Source organism: Bacillus gaemokensis, assembly GCF_001590835.1.
Taxonomy (GTDB): domain Bacteria; phylum Bacillota; class Bacilli; order Bacillales; family Bacillaceae_G; genus Bacillus_A; species Bacillus_A gaemokensis.
The window spans coordinates 757,232-777,342 of the sequence record NZ_LTAQ01000001.1 but is presented as its reverse complement, the minus strand read 5'-3'; the positions used below and the strand labels follow the sequence as shown (position 1 = coordinate 777,342).

Annotated in this window: 16 protein-coding genes; 11 read left to right on the top strand and 5 right to left on the bottom strand. The window is 36.4% G+C overall.

Annotated features, from left to right (window positions below):
- Window positions 1-101: 101 nt before the first annotated feature.
- Window positions 102-929, bottom strand: coding sequence for a 5'-nucleotidase, lipoprotein e(P4) family (locus AZF08_RS04115; protein ID WP_033672791.1), 828 nt, complete (start codon window positions 927-929; stop codon window positions 102-104).
- 375 nt (window positions 930-1,304) lie between these two features.
- Here AZF08_RS04115 and AZF08_RS04110 point away from each other — a divergent pair, with 375 nt between their 5' ends.
- The 3 genes from AZF08_RS04110 to AZF08_RS04100 all read left to right on the top strand — a co-directional run bounded on the left by AZF08_RS04110 (window position 1,305) and on the right by AZF08_RS04100 (window position 3,967).
- A complete protein-coding gene (locus AZF08_RS04110; RefSeq protein ID WP_033672790.1) occupies window positions 1,305-2,189 on the top strand; it encodes an ABC transporter ATP-binding protein in 885 nt (294 codons plus the stop codon).
- A 2-nt stretch (window positions 2,190-2,191) separates the two neighbouring features.
- Window positions 2,192-3,418 (top strand): ABC transporter permease, encoded by a 1,227-nt coding sequence (locus AZF08_RS04105; RefSeq protein ID WP_033672788.1) that lies wholly within the window; start codon window positions 2,192-2,194, stop codon window positions 3,416-3,418.
- Between the two features lie 117 nt (window positions 3,419-3,535).
- Window positions 3,536-3,967, top strand: a complete 432-nt coding sequence (locus tag AZF08_RS04100) for an Rrf2 family transcriptional regulator (RefSeq protein WP_033672787.1) — start codon at window positions 3,536-3,538, stop codon at window positions 3,965-3,967.
- 57 nt (window positions 3,968-4,024) lie between these two features.
- Here the strand turns inward: AZF08_RS04100 and AZF08_RS04095 are convergent, their stop codons facing one another.
- Both AZF08_RS04095 and AZF08_RS04090 read right to left on the bottom strand, forming a co-directional pair.
- On the bottom strand, window positions 4,025-4,690 hold the full coding sequence (locus tag AZF08_RS04095; RefSeq protein WP_033672786.1) for an aquaporin: 666 nt from the start codon (window positions 4,688-4,690) through the stop codon (window positions 4,025-4,027).
- A gap of 175 nt (window positions 4,691-4,865) precedes the next feature.
- A complete protein-coding gene (locus AZF08_RS04090) occupies window positions 4,866-5,831 on the bottom strand; it encodes a DMT family transporter (protein ID WP_033672785.1) in 966 nt (321 codons plus the stop codon).
- Window positions 5,832-5,938: 107 nt separating this feature from the next.
- On the opposite strand from AZF08_RS04090, the gene AZF08_RS04085 reads away from it, so the two are divergent.
- The 8 genes from AZF08_RS04085 (at window position 5,939) to AZF08_RS04050 (ending at window position 17,672) form a co-directional block, all read left to right on the top strand.
- Entirely contained in the window at window positions 5,939-6,511 is a 573-nt protein-coding gene (locus AZF08_RS04085) for a helix-turn-helix domain-containing protein (RefSeq protein WP_033672784.1), read from the top strand.
- A gap of 129 nt (window positions 6,512-6,640) precedes the next feature.
- Entirely contained in the window at window positions 6,641-8,344 is a 1,704-nt protein-coding gene (locus tag AZF08_RS04080) for a sensor histidine kinase (protein WP_051725620.1), read from the top strand.
- Complete coding sequence (locus tag AZF08_RS04075; protein WP_033672783.1) at window positions 8,341-9,507, top strand: response regulator transcription factor; 1,167 nt, start codon at window positions 8,341-8,343, stop codon at window positions 9,505-9,507. The genes AZF08_RS04080 and AZF08_RS04075 overlap by 4 nt, the downstream gene beginning before the upstream one ends.
- Window positions 9,508-9,692: 185 nt before the next feature.
- A complete protein-coding gene (locus tag AZF08_RS04070) occupies window positions 9,693-10,943 on the top strand; it encodes an ABC transporter substrate-binding protein (protein ID WP_051725629.1) in 1,251 nt (416 codons plus the stop codon).
- A 22-nt stretch (window positions 10,944-10,965) separates the two neighbouring features.
- Window positions 10,966-11,910: a carbohydrate ABC transporter permease gene (locus tag AZF08_RS04065; RefSeq protein WP_033672781.1), complete on the top strand. Its 945-nt coding sequence runs from the start codon at window positions 10,966-10,968 to the stop codon at window positions 11,908-11,910.
- 25 nt (window positions 11,911-11,935) lie between these two features.
- A complete protein-coding gene (locus AZF08_RS04060; RefSeq protein ID WP_033672780.1) occupies window positions 11,936-12,766 on the top strand; it encodes a carbohydrate ABC transporter permease in 831 nt (276 codons plus the stop codon).
- Window positions 12,767-12,811: 45 nt separating this feature from the next.
- Complete coding sequence (locus tag AZF08_RS04055) at window positions 12,812-15,898, top strand: glycoside hydrolase family 2 TIM barrel-domain containing protein (protein WP_033672779.1); 3,087 nt, start codon at window positions 12,812-12,814, stop codon at window positions 15,896-15,898.
- Window positions 15,899-15,947: 49 nt separating this feature from the next.
- The gene (locus AZF08_RS04050; protein WP_033672778.1) at window positions 15,948-17,672 is read left to right on the top strand and encodes an amylo-alpha-1,6-glucosidase; all 1,725 of its coding nucleotides are present in this window, start codon (window positions 15,948-15,950) and stop codon (window positions 17,670-17,672) included.
- A 32-nt stretch (window positions 17,673-17,704) separates the two neighbouring features.
- Here the strand turns inward: AZF08_RS04050 and AZF08_RS04045 are convergent, their stop codons facing one another.
- Together AZF08_RS04045 and AZF08_RS04040 are read right to left on the bottom strand one after the other, a co-directional pair.
- A complete protein-coding gene (locus tag AZF08_RS04045) occupies window positions 17,705-17,890 on the bottom strand; it encodes a PspC domain-containing protein (protein WP_033672777.1) in 186 nt (61 codons plus the stop codon).
- Between the two features lie 209 nt (window positions 17,891-18,099).
- Window positions 18,100-19,923 (bottom strand): APC family permease, encoded by a 1,824-nt coding sequence (locus AZF08_RS04040; protein ID WP_033672776.1) that lies wholly within the window; start codon window positions 19,921-19,923, stop codon window positions 18,100-18,102.
- Window positions 19,924-20,111 lie beyond the last annotated feature (188 nt).

Here is a 20,111-nt window from a genome sequence, read left to right as displayed (position 1 = left end):
AATGTGTGAAATTGGAGATTTTCATCGTGATTGTTCGTATATATCGATAAAAAGGTTCAAAAGAATGAAATAATAAAAGGATGGCGAAAGCCATCCTTTTATTATTTCACATCAAATGATTTTAAGTTGTCTCGACGAATTTTATCTTTTTCTGCATCGGACTTTTTGAAGTTATAATCGTATAAAGCACCTTCCCAGTCACCATACATTGGGTTAGGGAAAATGATGAATTTCTCACCAAATTGTGCTTTTGTTTCTTCAACCGTTTGATTGCGATCTTTTACAGACTTTCCATCAAATCCAGTGAAGTCAGATAAGTTGTCACCGAAGAATAGGACAATATCGTGTGATTGTGAAACAACTTCACGACGCTTTTCTTTTCCTTTTTCTTTCGGGTCTTGTAGTAAAATATGTTCTTTTGTTGCTTGCGGAGCACCAACGCGCTCAAGGTTTTTAATTGTTGCATCTAATTGATTTGTTTTACGGTTCGAAATGTAATAAATGTCTACACCTTTAGACTCTGTATATTTTAAGAAATCAACTGCGCCAGGAAGCGCTTCTGCTTCTGCTTTATTAATCCACTCATCCCATTTATAAGGGTAGCCCTTTCCTGTTTTTACACTCATAGCTTGGTGAGGGCTGTTATCTAAAACAGTTTCATCTAAGTCTAGTACAATCGCTGGCTTCTTGCTTGTACCTTTTGCAAGAGCAGCATCCAGTTTTAATTGACCGATATTATATCCTTGATAGTATAATGCTTTTGTTTCACTAGCTGTTTGATACCATAAATCGGCCATCAATTGCTGATCTGTTAATTTTACTTGCTCTTCTTTTGCCACTGTTTTCTCAGCTGTTCCTGTACATGCTACAAGTGATGTAGAAAGAACTGCTACAGATAATAAAGTGGTAATGCCCCTTTTCATCTTCATATGTATCCTCCTTGATGTAAATAAATCATTTAATATTATATATTAAAATATAATGGTTTTTGTAGCTTTTTTTATGCATTTTTGCATATTGTTATTTATGTATACAGTAGTATGCCCTATTTCAGTATAATAAGTAAGGAATAGGATATTTTTAGTGTCAATCATTCATGTCGAAATGACAATTATAATTGACAAAAAATACTTTTGTATTTACAATTTTAACTAAATGAAACAAATTGTGGGTTGGGAAGAAGTGGTATATAAGGGGATTGAGTATCGAATGAAATAAAGTCATATGCATTACTATATTTTGTTTTAAATAATCATAATGTTTAGAATAGAGTAAGGGTGGTAAAGAAGAGGAGGGTTTATACATTGAGTTTACAAATTCAAAATTTAACGAAAATATTCGGTGAATCAAAAGCAGTAAATCAATTGCAAATTTCATTACCAAAAGGTGAAGTGTTGGGATTGCTTGGACGAAATGGTGCAGGAAAAACGACAACGATTAAAATGCTCCTCGGTTTATTGACTCCCAATGAAGGGACCATTACATGGAACGGGAAAGCGATATCTCAGAGTGGAGTGACAATTGGGTATCTTCCAGAAGAAAGAGGATTATATACAAAAAGTAGAGTAATAGATCAGCTTCGCTATTTTGGAAGATTAGAAGGAATGACAAAAAAAGAAGTAGACCGAGCGATTGATCGTTGGTTAGAGAAACTAGCAATCCTGGAATATAAATATAAGACAGCAGGAGAGCTGTCAAAAGGAAATCAGCAAAAAATCCAATTAATAGCTGCGCTTCTTCATGATCCGGAACTTCTTATTTTAGATGAACCATTTAGTGGACTAGATCCAGTTAATGCTGGTATGTTAGCAAGTATTATTGAAGAACAAGTACAAAGTGGGAAAACGATTATTTTATCCAGCCATCGGATGGAACAAGTAGAAGCATTTTGCCAACATGTTTGTATTTTGAAGAAGGGTGAAGCAGTTGTTGAAGGACAGCTGAGCGACATTAAGAAAGAATACGGTTTTCGTAATTTAACAATTGAAGATGCGGTAGAAAATGAACAGGCATTGCAAGCTCTAAATATTCCGTATGAAAAACAGCAAGGACTCCTTTATGTGAAAGTGCAAGATGATACAGAAGCCCTAATGATTTTACAAAAGTTGCAAGAACAAGGTGTCAGCTTACGACAATTTAAAATGCTGGAGCCGACGTTAAACGAAATATTTGTAGAGAGGGCGAAATAACAATGCGTAAATTTTCTCATGTATTTTCATTTTATTTTAAGGAATCATTTCTATCTAAAAAGACGTTAATTACGAGTGGGATTTTATTTTTAATTGTGTTTGGGATTTTTGGATTTAATCATTTTACTTCGGATGGAGATAAAAATAAGGATAAAGATAAGATTGCTGTTGTAACGGAAAGTTCTACATATAAAGTGCAAGAAGATGAAGTAAATAAGTTATTACCATCAGCGAAGGCGACTGTTGGTTCAAAAGAAGATTTTGAGAAGTTGCGTAAACAAGTAGAAGAGGGAGAGTTAGATGGTTTATTCCATGTAACGGAAAAGAATGGAGTTCCAGAAGTTACGTATATGTATAACGGATTCCCAAGTCAAACGGTTTCTACAATAATGGCAAGTTATTTAAAACAGCAATATACAGCAGTAACAATTGCTAAAAATAATGTTTCACCAGAGGTTGCGCAGCAATTACAAATGGAAATCCCGGTGAAACAAGAAGCGATAAAAGATCGTACATCTTCTTTTGGTATTGCATACTTCTTTACATTTGCATTGTATATGTTTATTATCGGATTCGGAAATGCAATTGCAATGAATATTGCGTCTGAAAAAGCCTCTCGTGTTATGGAAGTAATGCTTCCGAAAGTAAAGCCTCTTACGATGATGTATGCAAAAATTTTAGCAGTTGTCTCAACAGCTTTATTGCAACTTGCTATATTGGCATGCGGTTATCTTATTCCATATGTATTGGGATGGGTAAACCTAGAGAGTGCTTCATTATTTGGAGTTCCAATTGATTTTACAAAATTAGATGCAAAAGTAATCAGTATGTTCCTTATCTACTTTGTTACAGGATACTTACTGTATGCGATGATGTATGCAGCAGCTGGGGCGGTTGTATCCAAAACGGAGGATCTACAAGCCGTTTCCTTCCCAATAATGATTTTAATTATGGCTGCGTTCTTTATTAGTATCAAATCATTAAGTGATCCAAATAGTACAATCGTTGTTGTTAGTTCCTACGTTCCATTCTTTACGCCAATGGTTACATTCTCGCGTATTGTAGCTGGAGAGGCTGGTGTATTAGAGATTACTATAACATTAGCAGTTTTACTGGTGACAATTGGTATATTAAATGCTGTTACAAGCCGCATTTATGTCAATGGTGTCATGAACTACTCTGATAAAGTGAAATTTAAAGATTTAGCTAAATTTATAAAGCGTCAATAAGAATGAAAAGCATGATTTTCTATGGGAATCATGCTTTTTCTTTATGTGTAAAGAAGAAATAGTATATAATAGTAAGTATCGTCTTTTGATAGAATGAACGTAAAGGAGGGTGTGCAGATGGGAATTAGTAGTCGTTTTACAGTAGGTGTTCATATGTTAACATTACTTGCGATAGATAGAAACTCTCGCTGTACCTCTGAATGGATTGCGGGTAGTGTAAATACAAACCCGGTTGTGATTCGCCGCATTACAGGAATGTTAAAGAGAGCAGGTCTTGTTGATGTACAAGCTGGAAAAGGTGGTACATCACTTGCTCGTGAGTTAGATGAAATTACATTACTTGATGTATATAAAGCAGTGGAAGTGGTAGAAGAAGGACATCTATTCTCTTTCCATGAGAATCCAAATATTGAATGTCCAGTTGGAGCTAATATTCAATCAGTATTAGAGATTATATTAATGCAAGCACAAGAAGCGATGGAAAATGTACTTGCGAATGTTAAGGTAGAACAACTTGTTACTAATTTACAATCAAAAATCAAAAAGTAAAGAAGCGAGCCTCATATAGATGAGCTCGCTTCTTTATTTTCAGAAAGATTGAAAATTTTATTTTTCAGTATTTAATAAGAATTTTCCTACAAGAGCTGCGAAGATACCACCAAGAACTGGGGCAACAATAAATACCCATAACTGAGAAACAGCTTCCCCACCTGCAAATAAAGCTGGTGCAAGGCTACGTGCAGGGTTAACAGAAGTTCCTGTTAATGGGATACCTAATAAGTGAACTAATACTAATGTGAAACCAATTACAAGTCCAGCTAAATGTGCGTTACCCTTTTTACCTGTTACAGCAATAATTACTAAAATAAAGACAAATGTTAATACAAATTCAACTAAAAATGATCCGGATAAGCCAAGCGTTCCAAAACCGTTTTGTCCTAAATTATCTAAAGACATATTAGAAGATTTTAAAATTGTCACTAACGTTGCAGTTCCTAAGAAAGCACCTAAAACTTGGGCTAATAAATAATAGCTAAGCTCCATAGCGTTCATTCGTTTGTTTATAAACATGGCAATAGATACTGCTGGGTTTACGTGACATCCAGAAATTGTTCCAATGCTATATGCCATAGCAACAATTGATAGCCCGAAAGCCATAGCGATTCCTAAAGTACCAATTCCTTCGATTCCGCCGCCTAAAACAGCTGTTCCAGTTCCGAATAATACAAGTACAAATGTACCAATAAGTTCAGTAATTGCTTTTTTTAACATAATTTTCCTCCTTTAAATGTGTATGAGAACGTATTATAACATAGAATGATGCTGTTCTAATTATAAACAAGGAATGAAAAAATATTCCGATTAAATGAACGATTAAGGTTTTTACAATTTCCATTACATAAAAAAACATGATTCTCAAAGAAGAATCATGTTTTAAAATCTGTTGCTATGCTGTTTTCTTTTGTTTAGCAATTGGAACAGAAGGATTCAAAATGCTATTCGCAACCATTCCAGCCATGATGATAATCATACCGATCAGAGAGAGGTCCACAGGGAATGAACCGTTTAAGAAGACAATTTCCCCTAGAACAGTAAATATCATTGTTCCAGCTTGTGTTGCCTCTACTGCACCTAGTAAGGCAAGGTTATTTTTAGCTAAATCTGTAGCAAAGAAAAATGTCATTGTAGCAATTACACCTGAACATAATGCTAATAACGCTCCTTGAAGCATTTGTCCCGATGTCGGGATACCAGTTGTCGAAAATCCGTATATTGCAAGAATAATGGCGATGGGAAGGCTACCAATAGCCATTCCCAATACGCGCTGGAATGTATCAAGACGCCCGCCGACAACTTCCATCATTTTTCGGTTGCCAAATGGATATAAGAAAGCTGCTAAAACAACAGGAAGAAAACCAGATAAAAATTGAGTGGCAGTAATATGTCCTGCTTGTGTTGCCTGCATGCAGATGACGCCGATTAAAATAAAAAGTGATACATATAAACTGCGAAGTGGAATTTTGCCGCGTACGCGTTTGGTACCTGTTTTTGTTTCAATTGTAATAAAAAATAATGGCGATAGTAGTAACCCAGCTAATATGGTAACTTGCCAAGTACCGGCAACGAGCCAAGCAGGAGTAAAGACCGCAGCAAAGCTTAATAGAGAATAAAATCCAATACCGGCCAATGATCCCCATCCTAGCCATGCAAAAGGATGTTTTCGCATTTCTATCCATAGAACCCCAAGGTTTTTGCGAAATAAGACAATAAGGAATAAAATAGGAAGAGCAAATAAAAAGCGGAAGGAAGCGGTCCAAGCCCAGCTTGTTCCTGATACATTCATTGCTCTGTTAATAATAAAGGTTGCAGAAAAAAAGGCTGACGATAAAATACCTAATAATATGGCACGCATGATATATATATGCACTCCTTTCAAAATTTGAATCGAGATGTATATTACAATATACTTAAATTAACTAAAAGTAAACTATTTTATATTTAAAGGTGGTTTTGTTATATATGAAAGAAAAAGAGGATATGCAAACGAAAGAAGTTATTCAGCAAGTTGGCCAGTTACTAAGGCAAATTCGAAATGAACAAAAACTGAGTTTAGAAGAATTGGCACAAAAAACAGGGGTTAGTAAATTAACATTAGGAAAAATCGAGAGAGGTGAAACGAATCCAACTTTAGCGGTTATTTGGAAAATAACAAAGGGATTATCCATTCCGTTGTCGAGGTTAATGGTTGTTGGAGAACCAGTAGCGGTTGCACGCTGCGGAGAAGGATTTGCAGTTGATGTAGGACAAGCATGGCGGTTAGAGACTATATTTCGATATACGAAAGAAACAGGCATGGAAATGCACCGTGCTTGTTTAAGGCCACAGAGTATATATGAGCCAGAGTCTCATCATGAAGGAGCAATTGAACTTGTGACGGTAATGAAAGGACAGGCTTCGATTCAAGTGGAAAATGATGTGTATGAATTAAATGAATTTGATTCGATCCAGTTTGAAGCGAATAAAAAACATAGCTATAAAAATACAGGAGATGAAGTTGCTGTGCTGCATTTAACAATGAAATATTCTTCCTAAATATAGGAGAGGGAGCGCTTGTCATAAAGCGCTCCTTTTTGTATAGATTTTAACGTTTTGATAAAATATAATTAAGTTAGAAAATTCAGAAAAATAAAGATGGCCTATGTGTAATAAGGGAGGGGGCTAATGAGGAAATATAGATTATGGAAGGTAGTACAGCGAATTCGGACAAGTATTCGTATGAAGTTGCTTACATTATTTGTATTAGTTGCGCTTATTCCGCTTATTTTATTTAGCTGGATGTCATATGAGAAGTCGTCTAATCTGGTAAATGCTCAGTTTGGGGATTACGGAAAGTTTGCGATATCACAGCTCCAAACACAAATTGAATCAACATTAAGCCACATGCATTTAATTGCTAGTGACATTCAAGGTTATTTATCAGATCCGACATTAATTGTTTTAAAGAAAGAAGCGCCGAAATCATATACGGAATTTATTGCCGAGAAAAATTTTGAAAGATTTTTAGAAGGGCATAAAACAGCGCAAACGAAGGGAGTTTTTTTAATCACCCCAAGTGGTTATTACTACGGGGATCGATATTTAGATGTGCAGAAACTGAGGCAGGAAAAATTTTGGGAAGAACAAGGGGACTTATCATTACAAGGCTATTGGAACGGTATTTATGTTCCGAATCATTATTCTATATCTGATAAAAACAAAGTAATAGGCTTACTTGTTCCCATTAAAACGTCATTTGGTAGCTTAAAGGATAGTCGGATACTGGTGGAAACGGATGCAACCGAGTTATTTAAGTTTATTGATTCGTTAGAGAAAGACCTACATGCCTTAATTACAATCCGTGATGAAAAACAGCAGATCATTTATACGACGGATAAGTCTTATGAAAAGAAAAAGGCGGATATTGTTTGGGAGAAGCCAATCCCATCAAATAAATGGAGTCTTGAAATCATCATTCCAGAAAAAGAATTTTATCAATCGTCAACGATTATCTTATTTATCACGTTAATTGGAATTATTGTGTCGCTCTGTTTAGCATTTATATTAGCGTTCTTGATTTCAGGGAAATTAACGGAAAATATTACGCACTTAGATGATGCGATGTCTCAAGTAAGCAAGGGTAATTTTTATACAAACATACCGGTAAATTCACAGGATGAGGTTGGGAATTTAACTGTGAATTTTAATAAAATGGTCGTTCACATTAAGACGTTAATAGAAGAAATATATGAGAAGGAACAATTGAAAAAGGAGGCTGAATTAAAGGCAATCCATTATCAAATTAATCCACATCTTTTATTTAATACATTAAATTCTATTCAGTGGAAAGCGAGGCTCGAAGGAGCGAATGATGTAAGCGAAATGATTTATCATCTAGTTGCTATACTAGAGGGGAATTTAAATTTCACTAATGATTTTGTTACGCTTCAAAGTGAGTTAACAATTATTGAGCATTATTTAAAAGTACAGGAAATTCGTTTTGGAGATCATTTTTCTTATACACAAAACGTCTCACCTTCTATAGAAGGTGAATGTATTCCAAGGATGTCACTTCAACCTATATTTGAAAATATATTTTTTCATGCTTTTGAGGATGGGTATGGTGCAATTACGCTATACGCATTTGAAACGGATGACGGTCATTTATGTATACATATTATTGATGATGGCCGTGGTATATCGGATGAACAGAAACGAAAGTTATTACAAGAGCCTTCTTTAGGACAAAAAGGTGGGCTTGGATTATATAATATTGATCAAAAATTCAAGTTGCATTTTGGAAGCGAGTACGGTTTAACTATCCAATCAGAAGAAAAGAAAGGGACGGTTATTAAGGTTCTTTGGCCAAAGGGAGGAGCGCATAAATGAAGCGCATTAAAGTGCTCATTGCGGATGACGAGACAATTGTTCGAAAGGGATTGAAGATGGCAATTGATTGGGCGGCTTATAATATGGAAGTAGTAGCTGATGTACCAAATGGTGAGAGGGGATGGGAGGAGTTTGTAAAGCATGAACCGGAAGTTATTATTACAGATATTGTCATGCCTGTTGTAAATGGAATTGAATTTGTGAAAAGAGTGAAACAACGGGCTCCGAAAACAAAAGTGTTGTTATTAAGTTGTCATCGTGACTTTGAGTATGCGCAGGAAGGAATAAAACTTGGCGTTTCAGGTTATTTGTTAAAAACATTGTTGCATGATGAAGAGCTTGATCAATACTTGCGAGAATTTCAACAAGGTTTAACAGTTCATAGGGAAGTTGAAGAGATGGGGCATCAAAAACACCCTTTTTATGAAGAATTTTTCCAGTGGATGTGTGGCTTTCAAAATCAATTTCAAGAGGTACTTGAGGGGTTATTTCGTAATGAATGGAGCTGGATGAGTGATGGGTATTATGCTTGTTTTATAAGATCGGAATCGCGGTTACATCTTATATTGAAAGATATTGATAGAAAGGTACCGAATGTATATATAAAAATCTTATGTGGAAAAGATCAATGTTTCCTATTTTTAAATGAAAGAAACGAAGAAATGGTAGAACAAATTTTTATTGATTTAAAAAGTAAATATGAGGAGTTGTACTGGATTACATCGAGGGAACTTTCTAGCGTAGAGCAATGGATGGATTCGGTTAAATCAATGAAACAATTTGCAGAACTTGAGATTAAATATAAGGTAACGATTAAAAATTGGCCAAAAACGATTAAAGAGGCTATTTTGTATACGATGAATCATTTATCAGAACCAATTGTTGTTTCGGAAGTAGCGGAGATGGTGGGATTAAGTAGGAGTCATTTTAGTACGCTATTCAAAAAGGTAATAGGCGAAAGCTTTCATTCTTTTACAGAGCGAAGAAAGCTGGAACTTGCGATGCAAATGCTTCAAACAACATCACTTACAATCCAAGAAGTGGCAGAACATATTGGTATTACTAATAGCAAATATTTTAGTAAATGGTTTAAGAAATGTACAGGGACAACCCCATCAGAGTATCGAGACAAACAATATGAAACTTTATATAAAACAAATTGACACCCTTTTCGTAAATCAAACAATTTGATAACAAAAATCGAACAAATTGACGTTTTTAACCGCTTTCATAAAAGGTAAAATGAAAGCGGTTAAATTATTTATTCTGAAAAATCGGAAATAAATGACATTTTAATGGAAGGGGAGGTTGTGCAGTGAAAAAGTTTGTGTATGTATGTCTTAGTTTTATGCTCGTACTTATTGTTTTTTTAGCTGGGTGTAGCTCAAATGAAACTTCAAGTAAAAAGACAACAACAGGTGATGAAAAGAAACAAACATCGAAGGATGGAAAAGTATTACGATTTGCAACGTGGGATGCTGGTAAAAATTTAAAGATTCAACAGCAAATTGCAAAGAAATTTGAAGAAAAGAATCCGGGGGTAAAGGTGCAAGTTGAAGCCTATGGCGATGGATTTGATCAAAAGCTTGCGGCGTCTTTTGGCGCGAAAAACCCACCGGACGTTATGTATATGTGGAATTTTCCGGCGTATTATAAATCTCTTGAGCCCCTTGATGAACTTGCAAAAAAAGATCCAGATATGAAACTAGATGATTTTTATCAAGGGTTGTTTAATTATTCTAGCATTGATGGCAAATTGTATGGTATGCCAGCTGGATTTACAACGCGGGTTGTTTATTACAATAAGAAACTATTCGATAAAGTAAATATTCCGTATCCGAAAGATGGATGGATATGGGATGAATTTACAGAAATCGCAAAAAAACTATCAGATGCAAACAATAAACAGTATGGGTTTGGTTTAAGACCAGAGCCAGATACGTATGATTTACAAGGGTTTATTTGGAGTAATGGTAGCAGCTTTGTAAGTGAAGATGGAAAACAAATAAAAGGATATATGAATAGTCCAGAAACAATTGAAGTTATGAAATCATTCCAAAGTATGTTAAAGGATAAAAGTGCGATATTAGTAGGTGGGAAAAATCAACAGAGTGGTGATGACATCTTTAAAGCTGGAAAGCTGGCAATGTGGGAAAGTGGAGTTTGGCCATTAGAAGGGTTTAAAGAAGCGAAAATTGATGTCGGTACAGTAGAACCACCTACATTTAAAGGGAAACCCGCGAAAGGGCTTGTTGGTACGTCAGCGGTTTCAATTGCAAAAGATGCAAAACAAAAAGAGTTAGCTTGGGAGTTCGTAAAATTTTATTCTTCACCAGAAGCGATTAAAATGCGAACTTCGGATTTACCAGTGCGAATTAGTGTCGTAAAAGAGCTGAAGAAAGAAGAGGATGCACATATTAAACCGTTCTACACAATGCTGGAACGTTCAACAAATACACCATCATTTTTACTCAATCCAAAATGGGATGAAATTAACCGTAATTTATCTGCGGCAATCAATGCAATTATGCTTGGGCAAAATCCAGAACAATTATTAAATAAAGCTGTTCAAGATTCAGAGAAATACATGGATAAATAATCGTAAGAGCAAAGAGGTGTGAATGTTGAAATATGAAGTATCTGTTGAGAATAAAACGAATATAACCATTAGAAAAAAGAAAATGAAATGGGAGAAACTTGTTCCGTATGCATTCATATTTCCTTGGGTATTTGGCTTTGTAGCCTTTACCCTTGGTCCCCTTTTATTCTCGCTATTTATTAGTTTTTTTGATTGGCCACTTATTGGTGAAGTTCAGTTTATTGGACTAAAAAATTATCAAGATATGTTTATGAATGATCCGATGTTTTGGGACTCACTATGGATTACGGTGAAATTTGCAGCATTATTTGTTCCGTTTAATTTAATTATTGCTCTCTTTTTAGCGATTTTACTTAACCAAAAGGTAAAAGGATATGCGTTCTTTCGAACATTCTTCTATTTACCAAGTGTTATTTCTGGCGTTGCATTAGCGATGATTTGGGCATGGGTATACAACGGGGAATACGGTATTTTGAATTATTTTCTATCGCTTGTTGGTATACAGGGGCCAAATTGGCTGAGTGACCCGAACTGGTCGCTTATTGCGATGGTAATTGCTAGCTTATGGGGACAAGGGACGCTTATGCTTATTTTTTTAGCAGGTTTAAAAAATATTCCACAAAACTTATATGAAGCAGCTTCGATTGACGGGGCTGGGAAAGTACAACAATTCTTTAAAATTACGTTGCCGATGTTAACGCCGACGATTTTATTTAATTTAATTACAACAATCATTGGGGCGTTTCAACAATTAACATTAGCTCTTGTATTAACGGGCGGGGGACCGCTAAAGTCTACTTATTTTTACGCGATGTATGTGTACGAAAATGCGTTTAAGTATTTTAAAATGGGCTATTCATCAGCGAATGCCTGGTTTATGTTTTTGATCATTTTAGGATTGACACTACTCGTTTTCAAATCATCCGCAGCATGGGTTTATTATGAAAACGAAATGAAGTCAAAGTAGAGGAAATTAATAAGGAGGATACAGTGTGAAAACGAAGAAACGCATACATCGAATTGTAGTGTACGGACTGTTAATAGGTTTTTCTATCTTATTTTTACTGCCCTTCTTTTGGATGATTACAACGTCTGTGAAATCGCCAGAAGAATTATATTTATACCCACCAAAATGGATTCCATCTGAGTTTAAATTTAGTAATTTTGCAAAGGCATGGACGAGTCAGCCGTTTAATACGTTTTTATGGAATTCGGTTGTTGTAACCGTGTTCTCGACAATTGGACAATTAATATCATCTTCTTTAGTTGCATATGGCTTTGCACGTTTTAAATTTAAAGGTCGTGATTTGTTATTCATGATTGTATTAGCGACGATGATGATTCCATGGGAAGTTACGATGATCCCGCTTTATATGGAATTTAACGTTCTTGGTTGGATTAATACGCTGAAACCTTTAATTATTCCGTCTTGGTTTGGTGGTGCATTTTTTATTTTTTTAATGCGGCAGTTTATTATGTCTGTTCCAAAAGAGTTAGATGAGGCTGCGAGAATGGATGGGGCAAATGCATTTCAAATTTATTACCGCATCTATTTACCGATTATGAAACCAATTTTAATTCTCGTTGCTGTTTTTAATATTTTAGGGTGTTGGAATGATTATTTAGGGCCGCTCATTTTCTTGAATGATCAGAGTAAATATACATTAACGCTAGGATTAGCGCAGTTTAAAGGGATGTTCGGTGTTGATATGGAGGGGATTATGGCGGTGACATTATTAATTAGTATCGTACCTCTTGCGCTCTTCTTCTTTGCACAGCGTTACATTGTTGAAGAATCAGGACATACAGGATTAAAAGGATAAGTTGTAGAAAGCATTCATCCGAGCATAAACAAAAGGGGGATCGATATGATAAGGGGCATGTTAGAGGACTTAGAAAATGTTCAGGTAACAGGGCGAAATCGTATGGAAGGAAGAGCACATTTTATTCCATTTCAAACGGAACAAGCGGCGTCATCCTTTGCACGTGAAAGCTCTTCAAATTATAAATTGCTGAATGGAATGTGGAAGTTTTTATATTTAGAATCTCTAAAGCAACTTCCAGGGAATTTCTTTTTAAATACATTTGATTGCAGTGAGTGGGACAGTATTCATGTACCTGGGCATTGGCAATTGCAAGGATATGGAAAGCCGCATTATACGGACTTATATTATCCATTTCCAGTTCAACCGCCTCATGTTCCGTTTGAAAATCAGGTTGGTTGTTATAAAAATGATTTTTATATACCAGAAGATTGGAAAGATGGATGTATTCGTATTCGATTTGAAGGAGTAGATAGCGCTTTTCATATATGGATAAATGGGGAGGAAGTGGGGTATAGCCAAGGGAGTCGTTTAACGGCAGAGTTTGATATTACATCTAGGACTCATAGTGGAAAAAATTCAATTACAGTATGTGTGTATAGGTGGTGTGATGGTTCTTATATAGAAGATCAAGATATGTGGTGGCTAAGTGGTATCTTTCGTGATGTGTACATCGTGTATGAACCTGCTGTGCACATTCATGATGTTACTTTGATTACAACGCTAGATGAAAATTATGAAGATGGTGTGTTACAACTAACTACAAAGATTCGGAATGAACAATTATTGTATGGGAAATATGTACTAGAGTATAAGTTTTGTAACAAGAATGGGGAGGTGTTGGATCAACATATATCGTATATGGATTTACAAGGGAAAAAGGATGTAGATGATACACATTCTTTTTCCGTTAAAAGCCCACGGAAGTGGTCAGCGGAAGATTCATATTTATATATTGTATTGTTTACAATTCGAAATGAACGAGGTGAAGTGATAGAAGTAATCCCGCAGAAGGTTGGTTTCCGTATGATTGAGGTAAAGGGCGGGAACCTTCTTATAAATGGTGTACCGATTATCTTTAAAGGCGTGAATCGTCATGATCATCATCCAGATACAGGGCGATACGTCACATATGAAACAATGAAACAAGATGTGACGTTAATGAAGCAACATAATATTAATGCAGTGCGAACGGCACATTATCCAAATGATCCACGCTTTTATGACTTATGTGATGAGTACGGTTTATATGTAATTGATGAAGCGGATTTAGAATGTCATGGATTTGAGTTAATTGGTAATGCGAATGAGTTAAGTGATAATCCTGAATGGGAAAAGGCGTATGTAGATCGAATTGAGCGTATGGTACTTCGAGATCGTAATCATTCATCGATTATTATGTGGTCACTAGGAAATGAATCCGGATTTGGTTGTAATTTTATTGCGATGGCGAATAAGTGTAGAGAGCTTGATCAGACAAGAATCATCCATTATGAAGGTGATAGGGAAACGAAGGTCGCTGATGTTTTTAGTACGATGTATTCTTCAGTTGAAAAGATGATTGGCTACGCGGCGGAAGAAAACTGGGAAAAACCTCATATTTTATGTGAATATGCACATGCGATGGGGAATGGTCCTGGTGGATTGAAAGAATACTGGGAGGCGATTTATAGCAATAAGAGATTACAGGGCGGTTTTGTTTGGGAGTGGATTGACCATGGGTTACGTCAAGTAACTGAGAATGGAGAGGAGTACTTTGCATACGGAGGGGACTTTGGTGATAATCCGCATAATGGTAACTTCTGTATTGATGGAATGCTATTGCCAGATCGAACGCCATCACCAGCATTGCTGCAATATAAGAAAATTATTGAACCTATTAAAATAGAAGCAGTTGATATACGAAGTGGATGTATTTCTATGAGAAACTTATATGATTTCCGCTCTTTAAAAGGACATCGTGTGCAGTGGGTGATAAAAAAAGAAGGTGAAGTGATTGGGAGTGGTTCTATGGATGCTCCGCCGCTGTTACCGAAGGAGAGTTGTGAAATTCAGATTCCGTATAAAGAGGGAATTGTTCTTCATACAGAAGAGGATTGTTATGTGACAGTTTCTATTGTGTTAGGGGCAGATATAGTTTGGGGCTCGGCAACTCATGAAATAGCCTGGGAACAATTTTGTATCCCGGCTGTACAAAAGGTGAGGAGGATAAGAAGTTCAAAGTTATATTCACCGCTAGAATTACATGAAACGAAGGATGAAATTTGTGTTAGCGGCGAAGGTTTTGTCATTTCTTTTCATCATGTGACTGGGCGTATAAAAAAATGGAGCTTTAAAGGGCAATCCCTTATGGAAGAAGGGCCTATTTTAAATATTTGGCGGGCGACAATTGATAACGATATGTATGAGGTCGAAAAGTGGAAAAAGCAATATGTACACCTTGTGAGGCATGATACAGAAAGTGTAAGAGCTATGCACCTTGAAAATGGAAATGTTCAAATTGTTGTGAAAGGATCTGTTGCTCCGCTTGTTGCAAACTGGCGAATCGATTTTTCTTTTACGTATGAAATAGATCCAAGTGGTGCTGTGAAAATAGAAATGAAAGTAGATCCAAGTGGTGCCTTGCCAGACATGTTTCCGAGGATCGGGCTTGAAATGCGCTTGCCAAAACAGTATCGAAATGTAAGTTGGTTTGGGCGAGGACCAGGAGAATCTTATGTGGATAGTAAAGAAGCGAACAAAACGGATTTATATGAAATGACTGTAAAAGATTTGTTTTTCCCGTATGTATATCCGCAAGAGACAGGAAATCGAACAGATGTAAAATGGGTTTCATTATATGATCAGTATCATGTTGGATTTGTTGCATACAGTGCAAAAAATTTTAATTTCAGCGCTCTTCTTTATGCAAAAGAAGATTTAGAGAAAGCGCAGCATTTATATGAATTACAAGAAAGAGAGTTTGTTACCTTTCATTTGGACTATAAGCAAAACGGTTTAGGAAGTGCGAGTTGTGGGCCAGCGCAGCTTCCAGCCTATCAGTTAAAGCCAGAGCAGTGTCAATTTGAAATCTATATTGTTCCTTTTAATGGGGGACATAAGCGAGCTTTTGAGATTGTGAAAGAATCTTAATCATACAAGGGCCCTTCGGTATGCGGGGCTCTTTCCTAGGGGGATATGAATGTTTGACTTACAACAAGTGCCGTTTAGTCGGCACGGTTCTTTTTTAGTCATTTCTTTAAACTACGATAACGGATTACTTATCCGAAATATTCGTGGTGGTGACGATGATTTTGGTGAAGTGTTTAAAATCGAAGTGCTAAATCGTAAAGGAGAAATTTTATCATGTGAAACGAAGATGACATCTTCATTGTTGACGCTGCAAACTGTAGAAGGTGATGTGCAGATTTGTTTCTCTGAATCAAATACAATTCGTTTTTATTCGGATCAATTACATCTTCGTTTTGTTGGGATTACAAGTTCCTACGATTATTGTATTCCGAGTGATAAAGGTGGCTGGGAGATTAATAGTTTTTCGAAAGAAATGAGATTCCATTTATCCGCCATTGAAGGCGTTATGCATATGGATGCACCGTTTGAAGAACTTCGTTGTAAGCATATTATTGTTGATATTTGCGCGCAGGATGAAGAATCAGGAATTGATATGGAATTAACAGAGTATAAAACAGTATTACAGAAGAAAAAGGAGAAGAAAACGTTCATAGAAGCAGAGCGTGCTGCCGAGATGGATTTTGTAAATTGGTTACATCATACATTAGCTGTTCCAGAAGGTTTATCGAGAGGACGAGAGTTAGCAGCGTATATTACGTGGTCTTGTATGGTAGAAGCGGAAGGATATTTACCGAGAAAAGCGATGTATATGTCAAAGAATTGGATGACAAATATATGGAGTTGGGATCATTGTTTTAATGCGATGGCACTAGCGGTACAACAGCCGGAAGTAGCGTGGGATCAATTTATGATTTTCTTTGATAAACAAGACGAGTGCGGTGTATTACCAGATTATATTAATGATAAATTTGCACTTTGGAATTGTTGTAAACCACCTATTCACGGATGGACACTGAAGTGGATGATGGAACACGCAGATTTTATAACAGAGAAACACTTACAAGAAGTGTATGAACCATTATGTAAGTGGACGAATTGGTGGTTTACATATCGTGATGATGATGGAGACGGAATCCCGCAATATAATCATGGAAATGATAGCGGTTGGGATAATAGTACGATTTTTCACCGTGGTGCACCTGTTGAGAGCCCGGATTTAAGCTCATTCCTTATTTTGCAAATGGAAGTATTAGCAGAAATTGCTAAAAAACTTGGATTTGAAGAAGAATCAAAGGAATGGGAAGAGAGAGCGAATGTAACGCTCCATCGCATGATTCAGCATTGCTGGAGAGAGAATCGCTTTATTGCGCCCCGCTCTGGAGAACATTCATATGAAGTATCAGAAAGTCTTGTCTTGTATATCCCACTTATTTTAGGGAAGAGATTACCTGAAGAAATAACTGAATGCTTGCTCACAGAATTGAAGGAAGAAAATCATCTCCTAACAAAGTATGGATTTGCAACAGAGAGTGTAAAAAGTCCGTATTACCGCGAGGATGGGTATTGGCGCGGGCCAATTTGGGCACCGACAACATTTATTATGACTGAAGCCTTGCAAGCGGTTGGACAATATGAGTTTGCCCGAGAGATTGCAGCTCGCTTTTGCATGATGGCGAATGAAAGTGGCATGGCTGAAAATTTTCATGCGCAAACGGGGCAAGGGTTGCGTGATTTAGCGTTCACATGGACTTCTAGTGTGTTTCTTATTTTAGCGAATGCATATTTGTTAGAAAAAGATGAAGAAGGAATGATTCCTAAAGAAGAAACGAGATGAAAGAAAGGCACCGAGTGGGCACCGGTGCCTTTTTAGTGAGAACGAGGCATAAGCAACATACAAACGAAGTAAGCTAAAAACCCTGTTCCGAAAAAGAAGATTGCAATTAACCAAAGGATTCGAATCATACTTGTGCTTATATCGAAATATTCTCCTAAACCACCGCATATACCAAACAACATTTTATCTGTTTCAGATTTACGTAACTTTTTTTCCATTATAAAACCCTCTCCTTTTTTTCGATCACCATGTGCTGTTTATATATGTACCGGTGATACCTTATATATTTATCTTACATGGAAAAAGATGCGGAAACTATCGAATTATATTACATTTTTCTGAAAGAAGATTACAGTTTTGTAAGGCGGCTGTGCATGTAAAAGAAAGGGAGAGAGTTCGCTCTTTTTCCTTTATGTGCATATTGTTTTTATTTTCGGAAACGGTAAGGAACGGTCGTGACAATAACGTTTTTCTTATACAAAAGATAAACGCGTAGCAATACGCTTGATTGATTGTGCAAAATGTTATGCCAGTTCTTTTTTGTGATGAATTGCGGAATCAAAACGGTGACGAAACGGTTTTTTTCTAATGCTTTATGCTGAATAATTGTAATCAACTTTGCAATAGGTCTCATTAAACTTCGGTAAGAGGAGATAAATGTCACAAGGCGAATGTTCGGTTGCCATTCTTTCCATTTTTCCTGCATGCGTAGCTCGCTCTCTCTATCAAAGGCTACATATACAGCGATAACTTGACCTCCAATTGTTTCCGCATAATTGATTGATTGCTCAACTACTTTCGTAATGCCGGCGACAGGAACAATTACGACATTACCTGTTAGCTTTTCAGGAATTTCATTAAAATTAATCCGTAACTGTTCTCCTACAGCAACATAATGATTATGTATGCGATGGAATATGAAAACAATGATAGGTAGGAAGATAAGGATGGACCATACTTGTGCAAATTTTGTAATAAAGAAAATGAGAAGCACAGTTAATGAAATAAGAGCACCTAATAAGTTTGTTAGTAATTTTGGCAGCCATCCCTGTGGTTTTTCTCGTAACCACTTTATGATCATACCCGTTTGTGACAACGTAAAGGGAATGAATACCCCAACTGCATATAAAGGAATCAGTTGCTCGGTTTTCCCTTGAAAAGCCATAATTAATAGGATAGAACCAATGCCTAACGTGATGATTCCATTTGAATATCCTAAACGATCCCCTCGCATTAAATACATACGCGGCATATATTTATCTGATGCTAAATTAAATGCTAAAAGTGGAAATGCTGAAAACCCAGTGTTGGCAGCTAACACTAAAATGAGCGCAGTTGTCCCTTGAATAAAGTAATATACAAAATTCCTTCCAAATATATTTGAAGCAATTTGAGACACGACAGTATCATTATGTTTTGGAGCGATTCCATACCAATATGCTAAAAATGTGATGCCAGTAAATAAAATGGCTAGAATGATTCCCATGATCACTAATGTTTTTGCGGCATTTTTCGCTGCCGGTTCTTTAAAGTTTGGAATTGCATTTGAAATGGCCTCTACTCCTGTTAAGGCAGAGCAACCAGATGAAAATGCTTTTAATAAGAAAAATAATGTAATGCCAGGCACAACGGTTCCTATTGGTGTGTGTAGAGTAGCGGGAGCTTGTCCGGAAGTTATTTTAAAGACACCAACAAAAATTAAAATAACGAGTGCAAAAGCAAAAAGGTAGACAGGATACGCTAAAATTGAAGCGGATTCAGTTACGCCTCGCAAATTTAAAATTGTAATAAAAATTACAAGTATGACTGCGATTGGAACGGTGTATGTGTGCAATATCGGGAATGCTGATGTAATCGCATCAGTTCCAGCTGAAACACTTACGGCTACGGTAAGAATGTAATCTACAAGTAGCGATCCTCCGGCAATGAGCCCGGCGTTTGTACCTAAGTTTTTTTTGGAAACAACATAAGCACCACCGCCGTGTGGATAAGAATAAATGATTTGCCGGTACGATAAAATAAGTGCTGTTAATAAGATTAAAACGCCAATGGCGATAGGGATGGAATACCAAAAGGCAATCGCTCCAAATGCGGCGAGAACAATTAAAATTTGTTCTGTTCCGTAAGCAACTGAAGAAAGAGCATCAGAAGATAGAATTGCTAGCGCCTTCAGTTTATTTAATTTCTGTTCACCTAGTGCTGTGGATTTAAGAGGTCTACCTATTAGAAAACGTTTGAAGGCTGAAAACATAATAACACCACCAATGCATAAAGTTTTGTGTGCGAAGCGGATTGTTATGAATACACACATTCCTATTTGGTAGTATTAGCTGCTTGCAGGTGAATCTTTCTGAAAAGAAGAAGGTAATAAATGGAATGCCCGTTTCACAAAACCGATTACGAAATGGTACATGGGTAGGGGGGATTTCACATGCTACT